The following is a 21049-nucleotide window of genomic DNA, read 5'->3' on the forward strand; positions in this document are numbered from 1 at the left end:
CGTCTTGAGCGAACGGCTGAACCGGCTAGCGTACAGATTCCTCGACGCTACGGTACATATCGTAATGATTCTGATCCTCGTCATCACTCTCTTCATCTTCAGTATAGGTGTATACGACATCGTAAGGACGTTCCTCACCAACCCTTATCAAGTCCGTTTCCGTATGACCTTCGGCCTTATCGTGGAGTGTGTGTTCGATGTGCTTCTACTCCTTGAAGTCTATCAGAGCGTACTCGAAACTCTCAGCCACCGACGCGTGCCGCTGCGGTACGTCGTGGATATCACCATCATCATGATACTTCGGGAGACGTTCCTGAAATACTACCAAGGAGTCATACAGCCTGTTGAGCTGCTCTCGGTGACCGTTATGTTGACAGTACTCGTCGTGTCACGCGTCGTCGTACTCAAGTACTCACCAGACTACTTCGAAGCTCATTTCAAGGAAATACGGGGGCAAGAGCGTGAAGTGGAGCGGTAGGGGACACGTGTTCGGAGACGACGTCGACACCGATCAGATTATCCCCGGACGTTACCTGAGGAGGGTCTCTTACGATGAGCTCGGCCGCTACGCCATGACCGGTGTTGACCCGGAGTTTCCTGAGAAGGTCCGTGAGGGCGACGTGATCGTGGCCGGGAAGAACTTCGGCTGCGGTTCCTCCCGCGAACAGGCCGTCATGGCCCTCCAGCAGGCTGGGGTCGCCTGTGTGGTAGCTAGGTCCTTCGCCCGTATCTTCTACCGGAACGCGATCAACCGCGGGCTACCCACAGTCGAGGCCGAGAAGGATCCTACCGAGGTGGTGGAGGATGGCGACCGAGTCACCGTAGACTTGGACGAGCTGGTTCTCCGGGTCGGGTCGGAGGAGGTACCGCTGCGCGAGCCCCCCAAGTTCGCGCTACGAGCCTGGGAACAGGGGGGTTTATTGGAGATGGCCAGAAGGAATCCGGATAAGCCGCCCTGGAGGGACTGACTCGTACTAGCGTACGGATCGGAAATCGTCGGCGTTCCTTAGCCCGTCGCCCACGGGAATGTTACGATGACCGGAACGTTCGGGGCTTGGGAATGAGGAGTCTTCTGAAAATCGTAGGTTGGTTGCGCGCACGACGCGTGGTGGAGGTGGGTCACGGGAGGAACCTCCGATACCTCAAGGAACTGATGAAGCTCGGAATTGACGCGTGTGGGGTAGAGATCGATATACAGCACGTCCGACGGGCGTTGAATGAAGGAATACCTTCGGTCAACGTGGACGCTATCAAGGAGTCAAGATGGATACTGCGGACACTACGTCCTGATCTGGTGTACGCCGTGCGACCGCCGGTGGAACTGGCGGTGGGACTGATCGAGCGGTACCCGACGGTCGCACTGAAGATGAGGGAGGAGGAACGGTACGAGTTGCCGGAACCGTTAGTACGGGTCGGAGGTTGGCTTCTACACTGTGTTCGATTTTCACACTTTCGAGAAAAACCGAAAAAGCCTTGAACGGCCCGGTGGAGGGGCGGCGCGGAGGCGAGTTCCGCCATTTTCTGGGAGTGCTCAGTGAGTTTCGATGATCTCCTGGAAACTCCCGTCGACAGGAGGACGTTCTTGAAGCTTGCGTTCACAGGCGTGTTGTCCGTCCTGGTGTCGGAAGAACCTGTTCGGGCGCTGATTAAATCCGTCCCGAGGTCCGTGGCCATGGTTTTCGGAGGGTCGTGTGGAGGTTGTACTACGACGTTGATCGAGATCGGTATTGATCTCAAGGCGCTCGCCAACGCAGATCCTGTGTTCGGAACTCTCAGGCGCTCATTGATCTACTATCCCAGTTTCACAGATCGGTCATTGGATGATTTTCTCCGACTGAGCAGTGTAGACGTTACGCTGATCACGGGAAGTATAGGGCCCACAATCCACGATTTCGAGACAGTTGTGGAACACGCACGTGAAATCTCCAATACGGTGATAGCGGTGGGTAACTGCGCGTGGACGGCCGGAGTGAACCGTCTGAGTCCGTACGGGTTGAGACCTGTATCCGACGCGGTTGTGGTGGGCGAGTATGTGCCGGGGTGCCCTCCCAGGCCTGAGCACATCTGGTACGCCATGACCGGCGGAGCCATCGGTGAGTCACCATCTTCGACGGAGCTGGGAGGTAGTCGCTCCGAACCGGGGTTCAAGACCGTATGTAGGACGTGTGTGGCGTAGGACGAGGAAGATTGCGAACACCTTAGCCGAACCCGGATGTAGGGGAGCTATCGGCTGCAAAGGGGCTGAAACCCCAAACTGCGCGGCCTCGAAAAGCACCGCCGGTGTTTCACCGTGCACGGCGACGGGCGACCTGTGCATCGGGTGTTACTCGGATCAGTTCCCTAAGCTGCCGTTCTACGAGTACCTGGCCCGAGTGCCGTCGAAGCCCGTGACCACAACGGAGAAGGGTCCCTCTACCATCCCCGTACCGTTCGTCGGTATCCCGGCTTACCATAGTATTGCCGAGTTCTTCAGGAACTTGCTCCAATGATTGGGGGAATAACGGGTGGGTAAAGTGGAAGTGCGCCCACTGACACGGGTCGAGCATCACTGTGAACTCCTACTGCTGGAGGAGAACGGTGTGGTAGTCGGGAGGAACATCGAGCGGGACGGGAAGCTGAATCACTTCGATCCTGAAGGCAGGTACCCGAAGTACGTGGTCACCGACCTCCGTGGGATCCAGGAAATCGCGAAAGGGAAGGAGCCGGAGGACGTTCCGAAGCTCGTCTCCCGCGTCTGTGGTCCATGTTCCTTAGCCCATTGTTTAGCCTCCGTTCAGGCTGTCGAGGACGCATACGACACGGTCCTCCCTACCGCCGCCTGGAAGGTTAGGAGGTTCCTATGCGCAATTCACACAATTCAAGACCATCTACTGTGGTCGCTACTGATCTCGAGGGACTTCCTACCCGACACCGTGGTCGACGACTTCTACGACCAATTCGTGAAGTATCACGGCGACGCGCAGGCGTTGGTGGCGGTCTTACGGGTAAGCCGGTGCATCCCGCCTCCGTGTGCGTGGGTGGCTACACGGGAGACGTAGAGAAGCTGTCGAGCCTATACTCGACCGTGAGGAGCAGGTTGGAGTCGATGCAGTCCTTCCTCGAGTCGGTAATACCGACCTTCTGGAAGTACCTGAGCGCGTATCTGCCGGACGACGTCGGCGATCGTCCCGCTCACATGATCAGCTCGGGTACTCCGTTCTATTCCGGTCTAACCTCAGGATACGTCCACCCGTACCTTGCGACGTCCGGAGGTGTACTGATAGCCGACACCAAGGACCAGGGGAGCGTGGAGCGTGCCCGACTGGTGCCGTTCTACCACGATAGGGTGGGTAAAATAAAGCTGGCTCGTGGGTCGAACCTGAACGAGCGATGCTACTCCTACTCCGAAGTCGGGTATTACGAGTGGAACGGTACCAAGTACGCGTGCGAGGCGGGACCGTTAGCCAGGTTAGCGGTAGCTTACAAAGCTGGGGATGAAAACGTCAGGTGGTTCCTGGACTCTTGGAGTGAGAAGCTTGACGTGGAAGTGTGGGGACTCTTGAAACCGTGTGCCCGTAACAGGAATATGGCGAGAATACTGGAGGCGTTGCTCCTGACGCGTCTGGCCTTGCACTGGATAGACGACCTCCCAACCACGGGCTCCACGTACAAGGATCCCTCGCGCCGCTCCGGGTGCTTTGGCACCGGTGTCATCGAGGCTCCGAGGGGAACCCTGATCCACAAGGTGTCCATCGGGTCGGACGGCAAGGTGGTAGGTTACGAGATAATCACGCCGACAAACCTCAACCACGCGCCGATCGAGGAGTCCATGGTCGGGGAAAGAGTGTACATCGACGAGAAACTGGCGGCCGTGAAGCGTCAGGTGTCCGAATCCGAGCGCCTGCTGCTCGGGGATGCGTGTAGGGCGGCTCGGAGCTTCAACCCGTGCAACTCCTGTGCGTCCCACACAATCGTGAAGGTGGTGAAGAGGGGGTGGACGAACTCCCGGAGCCCCCCGTTGAGGTACCACGTGGAGGAACTAAGGAAGAGAGTTCTGAGGTCGTTGGTGGCCGTGGCGCTCGCATCGAGCGTGGCTTTCCCGTACTCCGACGAGATGCTGCGCCGGGCCGTCCATGAGCTCGTACCCAACACGGTTAGGGTCATAGTTACGGGACCTATAGAGCCACTGTGGGCTCGGCTGGAGTTATCGCTCCTCGTAGGGTTATTAGTTACCCTACCATACCTTATCTACGAAGGGTACCGGTACATCAGGCCGGCACTCTACAAAGAGGAAGCCTGTGTGGTACGGTATATGTTGCCCTGTTCGTACCTACTCTTTCTCATCGGGGCAACTTTTTCATACATAGTGTTGAAGGTCTCTATAAGGGTGTTGTACTCGTTTGCTCCCGGAGTAGGTGCCGAACCCTTCACATCGCTTGAAGAGTTCGTATCCTTCGTGGTAACCGTGATCTTCATCATGGGAATCGTGTTTCAGCTTCCATTGATAACTTACTTAGCCGCACGCTCCGGGCTGATAGATCCCGAGACGCTCAAGAGGCGCAGGAAAGAGGTGTGTGGCGGTACTGACGATAGCAGGCGTAGTCACCCCAGACCCTACCCCGTGTACGCAAGTGCTGGTATCGGTCCCAGTACTGCTCCTCTACGAGGTAGGGGTGCTAACCGCGAAAAATGGGGTGAAAAGAGGATGATAGGAGGGCTGGGTACCTCGGAACTGCCGTTGATCCTGGCGGTGATATTGCTCCTGGTTCGGCCCGAAGAAGCTTCCAGAACTGGCACGTGCGATAGGGGAGGCGGTAGGGGAGTACAGGCGAGCGCAGCGGCGCGTCGAGTGGGAGTTGGAGGCTGAGGAGCGTCGAAAGGAGAAGCGGGATGACTAATCGGACCTAAGAAGTACGCGTTCCACCTCGGGGAGCTCGTCCGGGGTGTTGACGTTCAGGAGTTCGGCGTCGTCCCGGGGTGGTACGACCCGGAAGGTCAGACCGCACTCCCGGAGAACCGGGTTCAGGTTGAGGGTGTTGGGACCGCGGACGTCGGCGGCGAGTTCTTCAATCGTTTCTAGGAACTCGAGGACGGCGTCCTTCCGGAGGGCGAGCGGCGGCCCGTGACCTAGGAGATCGTCGCCGGAGATCTCCTCGTCCGGGGCGCCACGATCGAGTACAGAGGCCCCGTGTTCGGCGGCGGTCTCGGCGAGACGACGCATGGTCTCGGCCGTGACGGTGGGCTGATCGCCGGCCAGGATAAGACTTACGTCAGCGTCGGAGCGTCGGAGGAGGTTGGCTGTAGTACAGGCCATGGGGACGTCGACGGGGTCGTTGAGGACGGGGCGTGCGGGTACGGTCGCGTGCCGCCGGACGACGTCCCAGACGAGTCCTGCGTCGTAACCGAGACCGACGAGGAGCTCGTCGACGACGCTGGAGGCCCGCTCGACGACCCAGGCGACCATGGGCTTACCGGCGACTGGGTACACGAGCTTACTCACGGGCTCCTCACCGCGCTCCTCGAGGGCCTCGCGGAAGCGGGTGGAACGTCCGGCCGCGAGCACACACGCGGCGACCCTCAAGGTCCTCACCCGTGGAGTTCGACGACGTCACCGTCCTCCAGGACGTGATCACGCCCGACCATCATACCGTCTTTTTTGACGGACTTACCCCAGACGCGGGCGTACTTGAGGTTCTTAGCTAGGTCGGAGTGTATCTCTCGGGCGACGTCCTCGACCGTAGCGCCTTTAGTTAGGACTATTGGCGGCTTCTGCGGTTTCCCACCGGGTTTCTTCGTGTAGACCCGAATGATGCCGAGCGTATCGTAGAGGCGACGCTTGAACTCGTCCAGGTTGATGCCCTTCTCGGCGGAGACGGGGACGACGGGGAGATCGAACTCCAGGTCATCGACGCGTTCCACGAGCCGCTCGTACGATTCCTTCGAGCCCGGCGCGTCGCCCTTATTGGCGACCAGGAGGGCCGGCTTGTATTCGATACGCTTGTCGAGGGCGTCCGCAACATCTTCGAGGGTGATACCGTCCTCCTCGATGATGACGACGGCGCTGTGGATCCCGGCATCGTGGAGGAGCTCCTTGACGTCGTTCGGGTCGCAGTCGAGGCGATCCTCGCCGCGTATCTCGATACCGCCGGTGACGCGTTCCTCGATGGTGACGGCGGGCGGGTCCTGGTTGAGCTTGATGGCCGCCGACTCGAGCTCGCGGAGTACCGTCTCGAGTTGTTCCACGGGGTCTTCGGTGAGGTCTATAATCAGACAGAGCGCGTCGGCGTTGCGGATGACACCGACGAACTTGGAGCCGTCACCGCGGGTGAACCCCTCATAGATCGGCGGGATCTCAACCAGTTGTATCTGAACATCCTTGTATTCCATCATACCGGGCACGGGCTCCTTGGTCGTGTAAGGATAAGGGGCGGTGTCGGGGTCGGCGTTGGTGAGCTCGCGGAGGAGTGTAGACTTACCGGCGTTGGGGGGTCCGACGAGGACGACTTGGGCCGCACCCTCCTTCTTCACGTTGTAATCGGGCCCACCACCCGACTTCTGCTGACGGCGCTTCTCGACCTCCTCGCGGAGCTTGGCTAGTCTACGCTTAAGTAGGGCACGAAGGTTCTCGGTTCCCTTGTGCTTGGGGACGACTGCGAGCATTTCCTCGGTGATCCTAAGCTTCTCCTCAGGGGAGCTGGCCTTCCGGTACTTCTCCTCGAGCTCGTGGTACTCGGGGGGTAGGTTGGCGGGCACACAGTCACCCCCGCACGAAGGCGCTGACACCGTCGAGGACCATCTGAACGCCGATCGCCGCGAGCAGGACTCCCATGACGCGCGTAAGGACTCGGATGCCGGAGCGACCGAGGAACCGGGCGAGACGCTCCGCGGCTCGGAAGATCACCAAGGTGAAGAGCATGACGATAAGGCAGGCCAGCATCGTCTCGAGGCGACCATGACGGTGGAGCATGATGATCACAGTGACGATTGCGCCGGGACCCGCGAGGAGGGGCGTTCCAAGGGGGACGTAAGCCACGTCGATGCGTGACTCCGGTTCTATGCGGAAGCCTGTGGGATCTCCCTCGACCATACCGAAGGATGCACGGAGTAAGAGGATACCGCCGGCTATCATGAGTGCCTCGACGGAGATCCCGAGGTAATCGAGCGTTGCTTTACCGGCGACCGCGAAGCCGAGGATGAGCACGGCGGCGAATGCGACGGCTCTATGGACGACGCGTACGCGATCCCGTGGTCGGAGTTCCGAAGTGACCGCGAGGAGCGCTGGCACGTTCCCGATGGGGTCGACGACCACGAAGAGCTCGATTACACCCTTGAGCACGCTGTACGGGTCCAAGACCTTCAACCCCAGCCATAAGCGTTTAACTTGCGCGCCTCTGGGTTGGCCGGGGGTCTCCGGTTGCGCAGTGGTGATATCAAGGAGGGCGTAGAACGGACGCCGCACCGGGCGCTGCTTCGTGCGTGCGGACTCACTGACGAGGAGATTGACCGACCGTTCGTCGCAGTAGTGAACACGTACTCGGAGGTCGTCCCGGGACACATGCACTTGGACAAGGTGGCGGAGGCCGTCAAAGCCGGGATCCGCATGGCCGGCGGGGTACCGTTCGAGGTCGAGACGATCGCCCTGTGCGACGGTATCGCGATGAACACTCCAGGTATGAAATATTCCCTCCCGAGCCGTGAGCTCGTGGCCGATACTATCGAGACCGTGATCGAGGCGCACCGGTTCGACGGGTTCGTGGCGATCGTCTCGTGCGATAAGATGGTGCCTGGAGCGTTGATGGTGGCGGCGCGGCTGGACCTACCCGCGGCGGTCGTGACCGGAGGCCCGATGGAACCCGGGCGCGTGAACGGCGAGCGGGTCGACCTGATCGATGCGTTCGAGGCAGTGGGAGCGTACGAGAAGGGGAAGATCTCGGAGGAAGAACTCGAGGAGCTGGAGCGGCGCGCGTGTCCTGGACCCGGATCCTGTGCTGGGATGTTCACGGCGAACACGATGGCGTGCATGACCGAGGTGCTGGGAATGTCTGAGTTCAACTGCGCTGCGACCCCGGCGACGGAGGCGGAGAAGCTGCGGGTCGCGAAGCTTACGGGCATGCGGATCGTGGAGGCGATCAGGGAAGGGATCACAGCACGGGACGTGCTCACGCGGGAGGCCTTCCTGGACGCGATCCGTGTCGATATGGCGCTGGGTGGGAGTACTAACACCGTGCTGCATCTGCTCGCGATCGCGCGTGAGGCCGACGTCGAGCTCTCACTCGACGACTTCGACGAGCTGAGTAGGGAGACGCCGCATTTATGCGCAATGCGTCCGGGTGGCCCCTACACGATGCGGGATTTGTACGAAGCGGGTGGCGTCCCCGCGGTCATGAAGGAACTGGCGGACGACCTGCACCTGGACAGGATCGACTTCGCGGGCCGATCTATGCGGGAACGGGTCGAACTGGCCGAGGTGAAGGATCGTGAGGTGATCAGGCCGAAGGAGGATCCCGTGCATGAGGAAGGTGGTATCGTCGTCCTGTACGGGAACCTCGCTCCGAAGGGAGCGGTTATCAAGACGGCGGCGCTCTCGGAGGAAATGTACGAGCACGAGGGTCCGGCGGTGGTGTTCGACTCGGAGGAGGAAGCGACGGAGGCTATATTGAACGGCGATATCGACTCGGGTGACGTGGTCGTGATCAGGTACGAAGGTCCCGCCGGCGGTCCCGGGATGCGTGAGATGCTCACACCTACGGCGGCACTGTGCGGGATGGGACTGGACGACTCCGTGGCGCTCGTGACGGATGGGAGGTTCTCCGGCGGTACGCGAGGTCCGTGCGTGGGGCACGTGTCACCGGAGGCGTACCGGGGCGGACCGATCGCGGTCGTGGAGGATGGGGACACAGTCCGACTCGACGTGCGGGAGCGACGGCTCGAGGTGGACGTCGAGGACGAGGAACTGGAGGCCAGGTTGGAGGAGTGGGAGCCCCCGGAGGACGAAGTCACGGGGTACTTGAGGAGGTATAGGGAGCTCGTCCGCGGAGCCGATGAAGGGGCCGTACTGCGGTGACTCTCGGAGAGCGGACAAGTCGGGGCCGTTCGATCGCCGAGCGCAGCCTCGAGCGGTGGATCGAGAAGCTCGGTGAGCCCGAGAACTTGGAGGACCTTCTCTCCCTCCGCATATCTCATGCCACGTGGGATCCGTTCGTGTCGGAGACCCTGAGGATCGAGCCCTCGGAAGAAGCCGTCGTGGAGGGTTTGGAGTCCGCTGAAGTAGTGGCGGTGGACGTGGGCATGGTGGCGGCCGGAATCCGTCGATCGGTAGATCGCATCGGGTTGGAAACCGTCATCGCCTCGGAGGTCGGCGAGCGGGTCCACGAGGACACCGTAACCGGGGATGGCATGCGTCGGATCCTGGAGGACCACCGGAACGTGGCGGTCGTCGTCGGGAACGCCCCGACGGCCGCGGAAAAGGTCGCCGAGTACCCGGAGTCGATCGCTGTATCGGTACTGTTCCCGGTGGGGATCGGTGCGATAGAGACGAAGCGAGCCGCAGCGGACACCGGGGTTCCGGTAGTAACGAACGTCTCAGTCCGCGGTGGAACACCGCTCGCGGTAGCGGCGTTCAACGCCCTGGTGGACTACGTCACCGGAAACGCTCTTTGATCGTGTCGTCGTCCCTGGTCACTTGCTTCTTCATCTCCTCCCTGTATTCCTCCAAGAAGGACCGGGTGTCCTCGTTCTCCAGCGCCAGGATCTGCAAGGCTAATAGAGCCGCGTTCTCCCCACGATCCACGCCGACGACCGCCACCGGTACTCCCGGAGGCATCTGCACGGTCGAGAGGAGCGCGTCCAGGCCACCCAGTTTCGCCTCCACCGGCACAGCGATCACGGGCTTCAGGGTCTTGGCGGCGATCACACCAGGTAGATGAGCTGCCAGACCCGCGATCGCGATGTACACCTTCACGTCGGGCTCGTACTCCTCAATCAGATCGTCGATACGCTCCGGAGTCCGGTGAGCGGAGGCCACCCGCACGTCGTAATCGATGCCGGCTCGGTCGAGAACCTTAGCGGCCTTCTCAGCAACGTCCCGATCGCTCCTACTTCCCAGGACGATCAGAACGTCGACCATTTCCGGTCACCCCGTACTCATGAGCATCTTCAGGACCTTTGGCCCCAGATAGTAGGAAATCCAGTTGCGGACTGTCTCGGACTGGGCTACGTATCCCAGGAATAAGAACCGTAGGAAACGACCCATCACGACTGCGGTTATAAACAGTCGCAGGTCCATCTCCACCAGGCCGGCGCCGATCGTGAACGGCTTGAACGGGACGAACTGCAGGAGACCGGCCAGGAAGACGGCGGCCCAGGCGGAGAACCTGTGCTCGGTCAGTTTGGACTCGGCCCTCGTCAGGTTGGCCTCGCCCACCATCCTGACGGCGATCGGTCGTCCTCCGAAGTAACCGATCGCGTACCCGAGCAGGCTACCTGCGATCGAGGAGAGAGTCACGAGAGTCGCCAGAACCCACGGGTTCATCCGCATCGCGAACGGGAAGACGAACGGTTCTGGCGGGACAGGGAGCACGCTGCACTCCAGAGCGGTAATCACGAGCATCCCTGGTAAGCCCATGGCCCGCTCGAAGTCCATGAAGTAAGCCACGAGCGTCTCCGTGATCGACATCCGACTACGCCCCGAACTTCTCGATGCGGTCGGCCAGGTCACGGAGCACGTTCAGCAGGTGGAGCCCCGAGAAGCGCCCGAGGCACCCTCGTGCCGCCGAAATCTCGTCGTACCTTTCCACGGGGTCGCGCCGCGCGTCTGCGGTCCAGACAACCACTGGTACGGGATCCGCCGTGTGATCACCGACGACCACCGGCGTCGAGTGGTCGGCGGTCAGGCACACCACAGTCTCCTTCGGGTCTACCCCCTCCAGGAGCGTTCCTACCAGCTCCCGGTCCATCCGTTCGATCATCTCGACCTTGCCGCGGGCGTCACCGTCGTGCCCGGCCTCGTCCACAGCGTTGAAGTTGACGAGCACGAAGTCGTGGTCGTCCAGGGCCTCCAATGCTAGCTCGGCCTTCCTCTTCAGGTCGGTGTCCCTACGACCCGTGATCGCGTCGTCCTCGGGCACGTCCATCCCCAGCATCCGGCCGATCCCCTTGATCAGGGACGCACCCGCGACCACGGCCCCGCTCATATTGTAGCGGTCCGAGAACGGCTTGACTTCCTCGAGTTGACCGGCTCCGCGAGGGAGGATCACGTTCGCTGGCGGCTTACCGCGTCGCTCCCTCTCTCGGTTGATCGGGTGGTCCTTCAGCACCTCGTACGCCTTGCGGACGAACTCGTTGACTATATCCGCCGTCCGAGCCGCCGCTGGATCGTCCGAGGTCGGCTTCACGTCCTTCACGGGCTCGCCGGCGCGCTTAGGGTCCGCGTCCGTGATTTCGGCGGAGAGATCGTCGCCTCGCAGCACCAGGACGGCCCTATGACCGACAGCCTCCTTGAACTCGAACTCTACCGGCAGGTCGACTTCTTCGTTGATCGTCTCGGCCAGCTCCCGCGTGCCCTCGTCCTCGTTTATCCTGCCGGCTCTGCGGTCCACGACGACCAGCTCGTCGTCCCGTTCCTCGGCCGTCGCGAAGTTGCAGCGGAAGGCCACGTCTTTCGGTCTCACCTCGACACCGGCACCCAGGGCTTCCAGTGGGCCGCGTCCTGGGTAGACCTCGAACGGGTCGTAACCGAGTAGGGCGAGGTGTGCGGTGTCGCTACCCGGACGTACTCCGGGCCGGATCGGGTCGAGCAGACCCACTGACCCCTCTCTCGCGAGCCGGTCCATGTTCGGAGTGTCAGCGGCCTGAAGCGTGGTCTTTCCGTCGAGCTCAGATACAGCTCGATCCGCCATTCCGTCTCCTACGATCACCAGGATCTTCTTCTCCAATCCGGTCACCCTCAGCCGCTCCCGTGGTCGTCACGGAACGCTCGGCGTGCTGTAGGTACATCATCGGATCATCGTGAAGTTCGAGGAGTGCGGACCTCCGACCGCCGACTCTCGGACTTACCTTTTACGCGGTTGGATCCAGGTGCGGGGCCGGAGCCTCGGATCACGACCCTCGAACACCGACGACGGCGTCGACGGGGAACGCACGCAGTTCAACCGTGGCGACACGGTCACCGGATGATCGTGAGATCGGGTGGCGGCGCCACCTCCACGTTCAGACCACGGAACTCCTCCCGCACGCGGCGCGCCAGCTCCTGGACACCGGGCAATTCGCTGTACTCGTGGCCCAGCTCGACCACGGTGATCCCCTCCTTGATGAGCTCGGCCCGCGCGTGGTACTTGATCTCACCCGTGATCACCGCGTCGACCCCGCACCGCAGGCACTCCGTCACGAGTCCGTCCGGCGCGGCCCCTGGCACCACGAGCACCCGACCGACACCCTCCCATTCCCCGTGGACCGTGGTCAACGGTGAGAGGTTCCGGAGCGCGTTGAGCAATTCCTCCTCCGATCCGGGCACCCTGCACAGACGCCCAAACCCGTCGCACGCCTCGCATTCGACGCGCAGGTTCAGACGACGGGCGAGCGTGTCTGCCACGCCGCCTTCGGCCCGGTCCAGATTGGTGTGGGCCGCGTAGAACACGGCATCAGTCTCCAGGACCGCCCGGAGCACCCGGTACCAGCGACCGCTGATCCTCCTAGGGAGTCGGAACAGGAGCGGGTGGTGGGTTAGCACCAGGTCCGCGTCTCCGGCTCGCTCGAGCGCGTGGGTGGCGTCCAGGGCGACCATGACTCGCTCCGCCTCACTGTCCAGACCGCCGGGAGGACAGACCTGAATCCCGGGATTATCCCAATCCTCAGCCAGGTCCGGCGGGGCCAGCTCCTCCACGAAATCGATCACCTCCTGGACCGTCGTCAAGACCGAACGCCCCGGGTGAGCGGGTCGATGGTCGATAGGAACCTAACCCATAACCAGGCGGTCCTGTGCGTGGCGACAGCGATCATGATACCGATTAGGGCCCCTCCGATCACATCGTGCGGCCAGTGCACGCCGAGGACCACTCGAGAGCATCCCACGAGTGCTGCCCAGGTCCAGAGGATCGCGGTGAGCGCGTCCCGACGCTCCAGGTGGTAAGCGGCCGCGAGGGCGAAGGAACGGGAGGTATGCCCGCTGGGGAAACTCCCGTAGGGCTCGCCAGGGTTCGTGAGTGGTGAGACCACGTGAAGGACGAAGGGTCTCGGCTCACCGATCAGCCCTTTAAGAACGACCGTGATTAGGATCGTACCGACGACGGCTGTGGCCAGCACGTAAGAGGTACGGCGGTCCCGAAGGTACGTCCAGCCGAGGATGATGAGGATGACCATGAACGAGGTCTCGGAGAGGAAACGCATCCAAGGGTAGAGCAGCCCGTGGCTTTCCCTCAGGATTCCGGCATCGATCCCGAGAAGGTCCGGTACCAACCCGATCCCTCGGCGCACGGTCGGGGGTCGTATGCATAAGTTTTGCCGCAGTACTTTAATAGTTAAGCATCACATGTGATGCAGGGCGTTTTGCGAGTCACGGTTCGGCTGCCGGGTCCCGTACACCGGCGGATCCGGAGGGAACACGGGAGCGTGGCAGGTTACGTCCGTAAGTGTCTGGAAGACGAGCTTACGCGGGTAACGCTACGGGAGCTGGCCGATATGGGTAACGGTCGTCGCCTATCGACATCGTTGGAGCTCCCCGAAGACCTCGTGAGGGAGCTGGATGAAGTCGCGGACCGGCTCGGGATCTCCAGGAACGAGCTCGTGATGTGCCTCGTGTTGCGGGAGTTCTTGAACGAGATGACCGCACGTAGGATCGTACGATCGGACGTGGTAGGCGCCCTGCGCGAGCTCCTCGACGCGCTGAAGGAGGGGTAGGAACTTGACCTCGTCGGTCGTTGTGGAGGGGTTGACGAAGATTTACGAGACCGAGACACGCGGTGAGATCGTTGCGCTCGACGGCTTCGATATGGAGGTGGAGGAGGGCGAGATTCACGGCATCCTGGGTCGGAGCGGGGCCGGCAAGAGCACGCTTATCAGGATACTACGCGGGGTCGAGCGGTTCGACGAGGGTCGAGTCGAGGTGTGCGGGATCGAGCTCACTCACGACTCCCCCAAGTCGCGGTTCACCGAGGTGAAGCGGATTACGGCGATCCACCCGCAGCGCGAATTCGGCCTGTGGCCCGAGACCGCTGCCGAGAACGTGATGCGTAAGCTCTACTGGAAGCGCCGCGGTGCCGAAGAACTCCCCCCGAAGGACTCCTCCGAGTACGAGGAGCTCTACGAGGAGGCCCTCGAGTACCTGAGGATCGTCGGGCTTGAGCACAAGGCCGACCATTACGCGCCCGTGTTGTCCGGAGGTGAGAAGCAGCGCCTGCTCCTTGCGCGTCAGCTCGCGAAGGACCCCGAGGTGCTCCTCCTCGACGAGCCTGCGGCCATGGCGTGTCCCGGCACCAAGCAGCAGCTGCTCGACGCGGTGAGGAACGCGAACGAGGAGAAGGGGATCACCGTGATAGTTGTATCCCATTTGACCGAGATCATCGAGTACTTGTGCGACTCCGCGACTCTCCTCGAGGACGGGCGAGACGTCCTACACGGGAGTCCGCGTGAGGCCGTCGACAGGCTCACCCGAGGTATGCCCGAGCCCGAGCGGGCGCCGGAGCCACGGGATGAGGTCGCCGTCCGCGTGCGGGACCTCGAGAAGCGGTACGCTCTAGTCCGCTGCGGTGAGACCCTCCACATGCGCGGGATCGAGCTCGAGGTGAGACGTGGCGAGATCCTCGCGGTCGTCGGACCGAGCGGTGCGGGTAAGACGGTGCTCCTCCGCATGATAGCCGGGCTCGAGTTTCCCGACTCGGGCGACATTGAGGTCCGCGTCAACGGCGACTGGGTCAGCATGACCGACCTCGGCTACGGCAGGATGGAGGTCCGCCGCCGCGTCGGAATCGTCCATCAGGAGTTCGGTTACGTCCACCACGCCACCGTCCGGGACCTGTTCGCCGGTCGCTTGGGAGTTAAGAGTTCCACCGTCCTCGAGCAAGCCAGGCGCCGCGCGGAGGAGCTCGGGCTCGGAGAGGAGGCTCTCGACGTGCTCTACGCGCTGACCGACCTACCCCGAAAGGAGGCCGAAGCGAAGCTCAAGGAGCTCGACCTCAGTCCCGACATCCTCGACGAGCTTTTCCCCAAGTTCCCTTCCGACGAGGTCGAGAGGTTCGCCCGTCCGGTGTTCGAGGAATTCGATCTCCCCATGGAGGTCTTAGACATGAAGTTCGGCGAGCTATCAGGTGGACAGCAAGTACGTGTCGCCATCGCTCTCGAGCTCGCCACCGAACCAGAGGTGCTCCTCCTCGACGAGCCCTTCGGAGATCTAGATCCCGTCACGCTCCGCAGCGTCGCTAACTCCATCAAGCGTATCGTCGACCGCGAGAAGATCGCTACGATCCTCGTCAGCCACGACGTCAGGTTCGTCGAGGAGACGGCCAATCGCGTCGTCCTCGTCGACGATGGTGAGATCGTCATGGAGGGCGACCCGAAGGAGGTCTGCCGAGAGTTCATTGAGCTCAGTGAGGCCCGGTTCCTGAAGGGATGATCCATCTCCATCCTCAACGACTGATGAACTATCCTCGTTAGACGACATACGACATCATGATCCCTGAGACGAATCTGGTAATGCTGTGATGGGGGTGAACCACCTGAACCGCTGGGTGGCACCTGTGGTAGTAGGCCTCTTGGGACTGGCTATCCTCGGGCTTGTGACGACTGGACACCACGCCGGAAACCCCACGAGAATCCGCGCCTGGTACGCAGGTAACGACCGCGTGTACGTGGCCGTGGTGGACGCCAGGACCGGCGACGCCCTGCCGGGTACCACGGTACGGATGTACGCCCGAGAGGGAGGACGTTGGCGGGTCATCACCGAGGAGGTCTGAGGGTGAACCGGGACGGCGGAATTCGACGTGTCCAACGTACACTCAGACCTGAGGTTCGTGTTCCAGGGCGGAGGTGGATACGCCCCGTCCGAGAAGATAGTAACCGCCCAGGCGCTGGAGAGGGCCAGAAGGGAATACGGGGGTCAGCCCATACCCCTGTGACCCGCGGGGCAAACCCGGGCGGGGAACCCCGTCGGGGAGGGGGCGGGGACGCCCCGCCCTCTGGACGATGAATCGTGCCCCGGGTGAAGTGGTAGCTCACTGACCGCTCTTGGTCCAGGAGAGTGATTCCCCGAGCAGCGGTCCTAGCGTCACGTCCCAGAGCCACTTCCGGAAGGGGACGAGTGCGACTCCTATGCCGTCGTGCTTGACGGAAGTTATGTACACGCACGTGGCTCGTGTTCCATCGAACAGTCTCTCGGCGGCCTTACGGACGTTGGGGTTGTCGGGATCGAGCCCGTACTCGATTACGTATACCGGTCCTTGGAACCGGGACAGTGCCCGTAGGTTGCTCTCAAGCTTGCTCCGTGAGTACAGCCTCCCGGAACCGTCCGAGATCACACTCTCGACGACTAACGCGAACCCAAGCTCTGACTGCAACCTGGCCATATCATCTCCCTCGAATGCCCACGCACCCGCGTTGACCATAACGTGAAGACCGAGACCGTGGGCCGTTCGTGTGATCCATTTCACGGCGTTCAGCTCGTCCTTCCTGAGATCACCGTGCGGATTGACTCGATCGTACCACCGCACGTACCAGCTATGTGAGTGTGCATCCACGACGTCCAGGAACACGCCTTCGAAGCCCAACTCCTTGAACCTGACCAACTCGGAGCGGAGGACATTCCTCCACGCCGGTTCCCAGAACTTGACGGCGTAGTCCCCTGGCCACTCGGGATCGTCGACACCAAGCAGACTCCGCCTTTCGGCCTCGCGGTACATGGTCGGATGGTACTCTGCGACAACACACACTGGGAGATAGGCGATAGGTTTCACCCCTGTGTTTTCGACCTTCTGGAGCTCTTCCTTCGTCCACGGGCGTCCATTAAGGCCGCACCACGGGTCGAGGACGAGGACTCTCGGCCGCTTCTGCAGTACCTCGTTCATCTTCACGTCCTGGTAGTACGTGGCGAAGGGTATGCCGGTGCTTTCTACCATTACCTCCCCCACGATCCACTTGGATAAGACGGGCACCCACGCTAGGAGTACCATCAATAAGACAAGGTACGTCCTCAAGGTGTAACCCCCATATCACACCGCCACGGTCGGTCGGGCCCCTCTCCTCATCCTTGGGTCGGCTCTGCGGGACTTCTTCATCCCGGATCCCGCGATGCGAATGGATTGCGGAACTCGCCCTGGCCGCACCACCAGTACACGTCGGCCCGTTTATAGCGACTTCTCGAGGGGAACGCCGTGAGCGGTTACCGCGCTATCCCTACAGGCTACGCTACCTGTCAGTATGTCATCGGTGAGAGGGCCTAGTCCCGGACCGTTCGTGCTTCGCGCGAACGTTTCACCGCGAGCTGACTGTTGGTGGTGTCGTCCCTAGACGCTCGGCGCCCCACCGGATCGTTCTGAGGTTGTGTAATGGTGTCATTTGGTAAAAACTGAGTACGAAATCGAATTAGCTCTGGTCGACGGGGTGGCTCAGGACGCGATCATAAGAGGGACCACCTACTATCCCTCTCATCGGACTCTAGCTCCAGGTCGATATCTTCAACCGCTATCTCAGCCGCTCGTTCTGCCCGCTGGAGCAAGTCCGAGATGTCGTCCTCGGGTTCCACCTTTTCGACTTCGCCGCGTAGCCTTTCGAGCTCCATCCTTAGCATGTATATCTCGTGTCGGAGGGCCCGGAGCTCCTCGATCAACTCCCGGACGAGTTCGACCTCACTCACGGAAGCCTCGCCCCTTTAGGGCGGAAGAGGGAGCTATTCCTAGTTTTTTGTTTCCTATAGGAGCCGTCGGTTGGTGATGATCCACGGGGATCCTTGGGTATGTTCACCGCCGGACTCCTCCGATGTGGGGATCGCTTCGACCGGTCCGACAGCCGATGAAAGGGTTGGATCGAACGGGACCGAGCTACCGCCTCCACGGCTCTTTTTCCAGTATGGGTATCCGGGTTGTCCCGCGGTTAACGATCTCGTGTGTTCATCGTCTGGCTGCGAATCTCGCGAGTGTGTCGCGCGCTTTCCGGGAGCATCGGGACCTCGTCGGGAGACGCTGCCTGTCCGTGAAGGGTATGGATATGGGCTCCAGTCTCGTAGGAACGGTTTTAACCCCAGGTTGACGGTGCCGGGGACGGCCGCGCGGAGGATGACGGCCTTGTGTGTCAACGGGACCTTGGAGCTCCCCGATCGGCAGCGTGAAAGAGTGTGGTTTGGGGCTGAGTCTCGGGGAGCGGTTAAAAGAGTTGGGGTTGCGGATCGGTAGGCTACCGAAGTACGGGTTCGGGAGCGTAGCCGGTCGGGGGTCGTCGACCGAAGGGTGTGCGCTACGCGGAGGATGGGGAATTGCGATTGGAAACCGTGGACTGTCGGGAAGGTAAGTTGGCCGACGCGACCGAGGTGTTCCTGGTCTGAACTCCTCGACGAGCTCGCCAGCTATACGGTCCGACCCACGTCCAGTGCGGAGCTAGAGCGAGCTTAGGGGAAGCTCGAAGGGGAGATCGTTCCCAAGGACTACCTCGAGGTGCTCCGTGCGTTGTCGGGCGGACACCCCGGGGCGATGATCGGGAGAGCCGTGAAGAACGTGGGTCCCGGGACCGCGGTTGCTCGAGCTGCTCGTCTTGAGGCTCCGGGAGACGTGGACGGGAAGGGAAACGGAAGCACGTTAACTTGAGGCTCCTACGTGAGGTCCCTGGGTAAAGCCACATCGGAGGGGGATGAGATGAGAGAGTCTCGCCCGGATGCGCCTTCGTGTTCGAACGATGATGGTGACGTATCGTGTCGTGCTACTGTCGTTTCCGGATTCTATCGAGATGTCGATCGCGGCTCGCGTTGAGAGCTTTGAGAGCCCATCGGAGCCCTTAGATCTCACCCGCAACGCGCCGTTCGTTCGGGAGTGGAATCCGACGGACGGTATGGGGCCCTGTGTTCATGTGGGAAGAGTCCGGTTCTTCTACTTCCGAGCGGTATACGGGCGCTTTCGGGTGGTGTGCGGTTCAATCGTAGCATTCTATCGGCGTACCAAAGGGCACTATCGTACGTCGAGTTGGGCGGTGCACGGACTTCGGACAAACCTTAAAGCGTAGGGACACATGTTCGAAAGTGATTGAAAGACGAACATTGGGGGATAATCATGCGTACCATCGCCTTGCTTATCGCAGCGCTGGCGATCCTAGGTGCCGCGTCCGCGACGACGTACTATTGTCCGGTCACCGGTCGGTACTTCGACGACTCCACAGCCCCAGGGAAGCACTGTGGCAACTTCGTGGATGAAAGCAACTTCGTGGATGAAAGCGGTGATGGATACTGCGACAACCTACGGGTTCTGAGCGGAGAAACGAGTGCAGAGACGAGTGAGTCTGGAGAAGTCTCGACGAGTAGCACGTCGGAACAGCAATCTTCCGCCACGAATACGACCTCATCAACAGCTCCTGTGGGCCTTGTCGCCGTGATCGCAGGTCTTGTAATCGCGGCGGTGCTGCTGCGGCGCCTCTAGCCCCACACGCCCTTTCAGTTTATCTCCTGACAAGGGATCTCAAGACATGCTGGACATTCGGGTCCAGGGCGGCGATCGTGATGGTCATTCTGGCCTATATCCTGATGGTTCCCTCACACTTGACGTGGGCCGGGAAGCCCGCCGAAGACGCCAAAGAGGCGATGGCGGAGAAGAAGAACGATTAGAACGATCAAGGGATTCAACAGGAACAGCGATCGGTGGGAGGGAGCAAGGGCCCGGAGGGAGAGTCTCCCGGCTCGACAGGTGGAGGGTCGTCCGGCAGCGGCTCGTCCGGTAGTTTCGTTTGCACGGGTAACTGCGCGGCGTGTCCGAACCCGTGTCACTGAGCTCCGCTCTTCTTCCGACCGTAAATTGTCCGTTATCCGCCTATTTATCCGACCCGTGAACGTCCGTCTAACGGTACCGGACGTGTAGGGTAGGATATCGGGTATGGAGATCCGAAAGCTGAGAGTGGCAGCCCAGCTCATCTCCGCCGGTGTGGCTGCCGTCGGTGTAGCGTTCGGGCTCAAGGTTGTGGTACCCGGAATCGCGGCGGGCTGCGCCGGTATCATCGACACGGGCACCGTGCTCTTGATCCTGCCGGTCGTGGCGGCCGGGCTCGTGACCCTGACGCAGCTAGCGGCGATCGCACTGGTGGGTTGGATCGTACCGGCGATCCTCGTCGGAGGCTCCATTTGCGGTTGGATCTGTCCACTGGGGTTCGTCCAAGACGCGCTCGCGGGTCTCGGTAGTAGACTAGGCCTGATCGTGCACCGCCCGCCCGGTCATGAGGTGCTCCTATACCTGAGGTACGTAATCCTGGTTGCCACTCTGGTGCTCGGACTATTTGCCACGTACAAGCTCTGGTACAAGGTCTGCCCGATGCACTACCTATCCTACATCCTGCTGGGACGGCAAGAGATCGGCCTTTACTCGGCGCTCAAGATGTCAGCAGCGTTCGGTATACTGGGAGCGTCCGTGTTCGTTCCACGGTTCGTATGCCGTTACATCTGTCCGGTCGGTGTCCTCCTGCGCCTGGCGAACGGCTGGAGTCTACTCGATCCGCTCCTTAAGGGCAAAACGGAACTCGTTCGAAAGGGTTGCAAAGGCTGCAAGGTCTGCACGGTATGTCCCAAAGCCCTCGACCCGGCTGAAGCGTTCCCAAACGATTTCGACTGCATGAGGTGTGGGAGATGCCTGAACTGCCCTATCCATCTGAGGATGGTCGGTGAAGGCTGACGCTCGGCCGAGGGAACCCCCTCGTCACCTCCGACCTCGTCTTCTGTCCGATGGGGTCGCGGTCGAACTTCACCTGGTCTGAGGAAGGGTCAGAGACAGAGGTCCGCTCCGGATCGTTTTGTAACTCGTAACGACCCACTGGTTGAATTGGAGATCGGCGGCGTCGGAGCGGGTCATAGTCTTCTGGATAGATTTCACGCCTCCGATCGGACCGTCGGGTCCACCTT

General features: G+C 61.3%; 25 protein-coding genes and 1 pseudogene. 16 read left to right on the top strand and 10 right to left on the bottom strand.

Annotation, left to right across the window (positions count from 1 at the left end):
* Positions 1–4: 4 nt before the first annotated feature.
* The 8 genes and pseudogenes from BW919_RS06810 to BW919_RS08160 all read left to right on the top strand — a co-directional run bounded on the left by BW919_RS06810 (position 5) and on the right by BW919_RS08160 (position 4877).
* Positions 5–478, top strand: a complete 474-nt coding sequence (locus BW919_RS06810; RefSeq protein WP_157666141.1) for a phosphate-starvation-inducible PsiE family protein — start codon at positions 5–7, stop codon at positions 476–478.
* Positions 462–968, top strand: a complete 507-nt coding sequence (locus BW919_RS06815; RefSeq protein ID WP_088336261.1) for a 3-isopropylmalate dehydratase — start codon at positions 462–464, stop codon at positions 966–968. The genes BW919_RS06810 and BW919_RS06815 overlap by 17 nt, the downstream gene beginning before the upstream one ends.
* A 92-nt stretch (positions 969–1060) precedes the next feature.
* Positions 1061–1477, top strand: coding sequence for a UPF0146 family protein (locus BW919_RS06820; RefSeq protein ID WP_088336262.1), 417 nt, complete (start codon positions 1061–1063; stop codon positions 1475–1477).
* A gap of 57 nt (positions 1478–1534) precedes the next feature.
* Positions 1535–2176, top strand: a complete 642-nt coding sequence (locus BW919_RS06825; protein ID WP_088336263.1) for a hypothetical protein — start codon at positions 1535–1537, stop codon at positions 2174–2176.
* Positions 2166–2489, top strand: coding sequence for a hypothetical protein (locus BW919_RS06830; RefSeq protein WP_157666142.1), 324 nt, complete (start codon positions 2166–2168; stop codon positions 2487–2489). Before BW919_RS06825 ends, BW919_RS06830 begins: the two co-directional genes overlap by 11 nt.
* A 15-nt stretch (positions 2490–2504) precedes the next feature.
* Positions 2505–3038 carry a nickel-dependent hydrogenase large subunit gene (locus tag BW919_RS06835; protein WP_088336265.1) on the top strand — a complete coding sequence of 178 codons (534 nt, stop codon included), beginning with the start codon at positions 2505–2507 and terminating at the stop codon, positions 3036–3038.
* 137 nt (positions 3039–3175) lie between these two features.
* Positions 3176–4540, top strand: a pseudogene (locus BW919_RS08005) (twin-arginine translocase subunit TatC); the annotation flags it as partial.
* 241 nt (positions 4541–4781) lie between these two features.
* On the top strand, positions 4782–4877 hold the full coding sequence (locus tag BW919_RS08160; protein ID WP_343224398.1) for a hypothetical protein: 96 nt from the start codon (positions 4782–4784) through the stop codon (positions 4875–4877).
* On the opposite strand, the gene BW919_RS06850 is transcribed toward BW919_RS08160, so the two are convergent.
* Genes BW919_RS06850 through BW919_RS06860 form a run of 3 tightly spaced genes read right to left on the bottom strand, consistent with a single transcriptional unit; the run spans position 4874 to position 7330 of the window.
* A complete protein-coding gene (locus BW919_RS06850) occupies positions 4874–5560 on the bottom strand; it encodes an NTP transferase domain-containing protein (protein WP_157666143.1) in 687 nt (228 codons plus the stop codon). The two genes, BW919_RS08160 and BW919_RS06850, sit on opposite strands and share 4 nt — an antisense overlap.
* 5 nt (positions 5561–5565) lie before the next feature.
* Positions 5566–6732: a GTP-binding protein gene (locus tag BW919_RS06855; RefSeq protein ID WP_088336268.1), complete on the bottom strand. Its 1167-nt coding sequence runs from the start codon at positions 6730–6732 to the stop codon at positions 5566–5568.
* 4 nt (positions 6733–6736) lie between these two features.
* Positions 6737–7330: a MarC family protein gene (locus BW919_RS06860; protein ID WP_157666144.1), complete on the bottom strand. Its 594-nt coding sequence runs from the start codon at positions 7328–7330 to the stop codon at positions 6737–6739.
* A 63-nt stretch (positions 7331–7393) separates the two neighbouring features.
* On the opposite strand from BW919_RS06860, the gene ilvD reads away from it, so the two are divergent.
* Positions 7394–9043, top strand: a complete 1650-nt coding sequence (gene ilvD / locus BW919_RS06865; protein ID WP_088336269.1) for a dihydroxy-acid dehydratase — start codon at positions 7394–7396, stop codon at positions 9041–9043.
* The gene (locus BW919_RS06870) at positions 9040–9639 is read left to right on the top strand and encodes a precorrin-8X methylmutase (protein ID WP_088336270.1); all 600 of its coding nucleotides are present in this window, start codon (positions 9040–9042) and stop codon (positions 9637–9639) included. The genes ilvD and BW919_RS06870 overlap by 4 nt, the downstream gene beginning before the upstream one ends.
* Here BW919_RS06870 and purE read toward each other — a convergent pair.
* The 5 genes from purE to BW919_RS06895 all read right to left on the bottom strand — a co-directional run bounded on the left by purE (position 9620) and on the right by BW919_RS06895 (position 13431).
* Positions 9620–10105 carry a 5-(carboxyamino)imidazole ribonucleotide mutase gene (gene purE, locus BW919_RS06875; RefSeq protein ID WP_088336271.1) on the bottom strand — a complete coding sequence of 162 codons (486 nt, stop codon included), beginning with the start codon at positions 10103–10105 and terminating at the stop codon, positions 9620–9622. The genes BW919_RS06870 and purE overlap by 20 nt on opposite strands.
* Before the next feature lie 6 nt (positions 10106–10111).
* Positions 10112–10654: a YqaA family protein gene (locus tag BW919_RS06880; protein ID WP_088336272.1), complete on the bottom strand. Its 543-nt coding sequence runs from the start codon at positions 10652–10654 to the stop codon at positions 10112–10114.
* Positions 10655–10658: 4 nt separating this feature from the next.
* Positions 10659–11927, bottom strand: coding sequence for a 2,3-bisphosphoglycerate-independent phosphoglycerate mutase (locus BW919_RS06885; RefSeq protein WP_088336273.1), 1269 nt, complete (start codon positions 11925–11927; stop codon positions 10659–10661).
* 215 nt (positions 11928–12142) lie between these two features.
* The gene (locus tag BW919_RS06890) at positions 12143–12889 is read right to left on the bottom strand and encodes a Nif3-like dinuclear metal center hexameric protein (RefSeq protein ID WP_157666145.1); all 747 of its coding nucleotides are present in this window, start codon (positions 12887–12889) and stop codon (positions 12143–12145) included.
* Complete coding sequence (locus BW919_RS06895; protein ID WP_088336275.1) at positions 12886–13431, bottom strand: phosphatase PAP2 family protein; 546 nt, start codon at positions 13429–13431, stop codon at positions 12886–12888. The genes BW919_RS06890 and BW919_RS06895 overlap by 4 nt, the downstream gene beginning before the upstream one ends.
* A gap of 153 nt (positions 13432–13584) precedes the next feature.
* Between BW919_RS06895 and BW919_RS06900 the strand changes: the two genes are divergently transcribed.
* From BW919_RS06900 to BW919_RS08115, 4 genes are all read left to right on the top strand, one after another.
* Positions 13585–13872, top strand: coding sequence for a ribbon-helix-helix protein, CopG family (locus BW919_RS06900; protein WP_232452876.1), 288 nt, complete (start codon positions 13585–13587; stop codon positions 13870–13872).
* Between the two features lie 4 nt (positions 13873–13876).
* A complete protein-coding gene (locus BW919_RS06905; protein WP_088336277.1) occupies positions 13877–15583 on the top strand; it encodes an ATP-binding cassette domain-containing protein in 1707 nt (568 codons plus the stop codon).
* Positions 15584–15707: 124 nt separating this feature from the next.
* On the top strand, positions 15708–15923 hold the full coding sequence (locus tag BW919_RS06910; RefSeq protein ID WP_088336278.1) for a hypothetical protein: 216 nt from the start codon (positions 15708–15710) through the stop codon (positions 15921–15923).
* Between the two features lie 27 nt (positions 15924–15950).
* On the top strand, positions 15951–16085 hold the full coding sequence (locus tag BW919_RS08115; protein ID WP_257789214.1) for a hypothetical protein: 135 nt from the start codon (positions 15951–15953) through the stop codon (positions 16083–16085).
* 96 nt (positions 16086–16181) lie between these two features.
* Here BW919_RS08115 and BW919_RS06915 read toward each other — a convergent pair whose 3' ends face one another.
* Positions 16182–17159, bottom strand: coding sequence for an endo alpha-1,4 polygalactosaminidase (locus tag BW919_RS06915; protein WP_088336279.1), 978 nt, complete (start codon positions 17157–17159; stop codon positions 16182–16184).
* Positions 17160–17581: 422 nt separating this feature from the next.
* Complete coding sequence (locus BW919_RS06920) at positions 17582–17818, bottom strand: hypothetical protein (protein ID WP_088336280.1); 237 nt, start codon at positions 17816–17818, stop codon at positions 17582–17584.
* Between the two features lie 1402 nt (positions 17819–19220).
* On the opposite strand from BW919_RS06920, the gene BW919_RS06925 reads away from it, so the two are divergent.
* Positions 19221–19583, top strand: a complete 363-nt coding sequence (locus BW919_RS06925; RefSeq protein WP_088336281.1) for a hypothetical protein — start codon at positions 19221–19223, stop codon at positions 19581–19583.
* A 450-nt stretch (positions 19584–20033) separates the two neighbouring features.
* A complete protein-coding gene (locus BW919_RS06930) occupies positions 20034–20822 on the top strand; it encodes a 4Fe-4S binding protein (protein ID WP_088336282.1) in 789 nt (262 codons plus the stop codon).
* The last annotated feature ends 227 nt before the right edge of the window (positions 20823–21049 follow it).

This window comes from Methanopyrus sp. KOL6, assembly GCF_002201915.1.
Classification (GTDB): domain Archaea; phylum JAADCQ01; class Methanopyri; order Methanopyrales; family Methanopyraceae; genus Methanopyrus.

Coding starts and splice junctions, on each gene's coding strand:
- BW919_RS06820 (WP_088336262.1), top strand. CDS start 1,061: ATGAGGAGTCTTCTGAAAATCGTAGGTTGGTTGCGCGCACGACGCGTG.
- purE (WP_088336271.1), bottom strand. CDS start 10,105: ATGGTCGACGTTCTGATCGTCCTGGGAAGTAGGAGCGATCGGGACGTT.
- BW919_RS06880 (WP_088336272.1), bottom strand. CDS start 10,654: ATGTCGATCACGGAGACGCTCGTGGCTTACTTCATGGACTTCGAGCGG.
- BW919_RS06925 (WP_088336281.1), top strand. CDS start 19,221: ATGCGTACCATCGCCTTGCTTATCGCAGCGCTGGCGATCCTAGGTGCC.
- BW919_RS06930 (WP_088336282.1), top strand. CDS start 20,034: ATGGAGATCCGAAAGCTGAGAGTGGCAGCCCAGCTCATCTCCGCCGGT.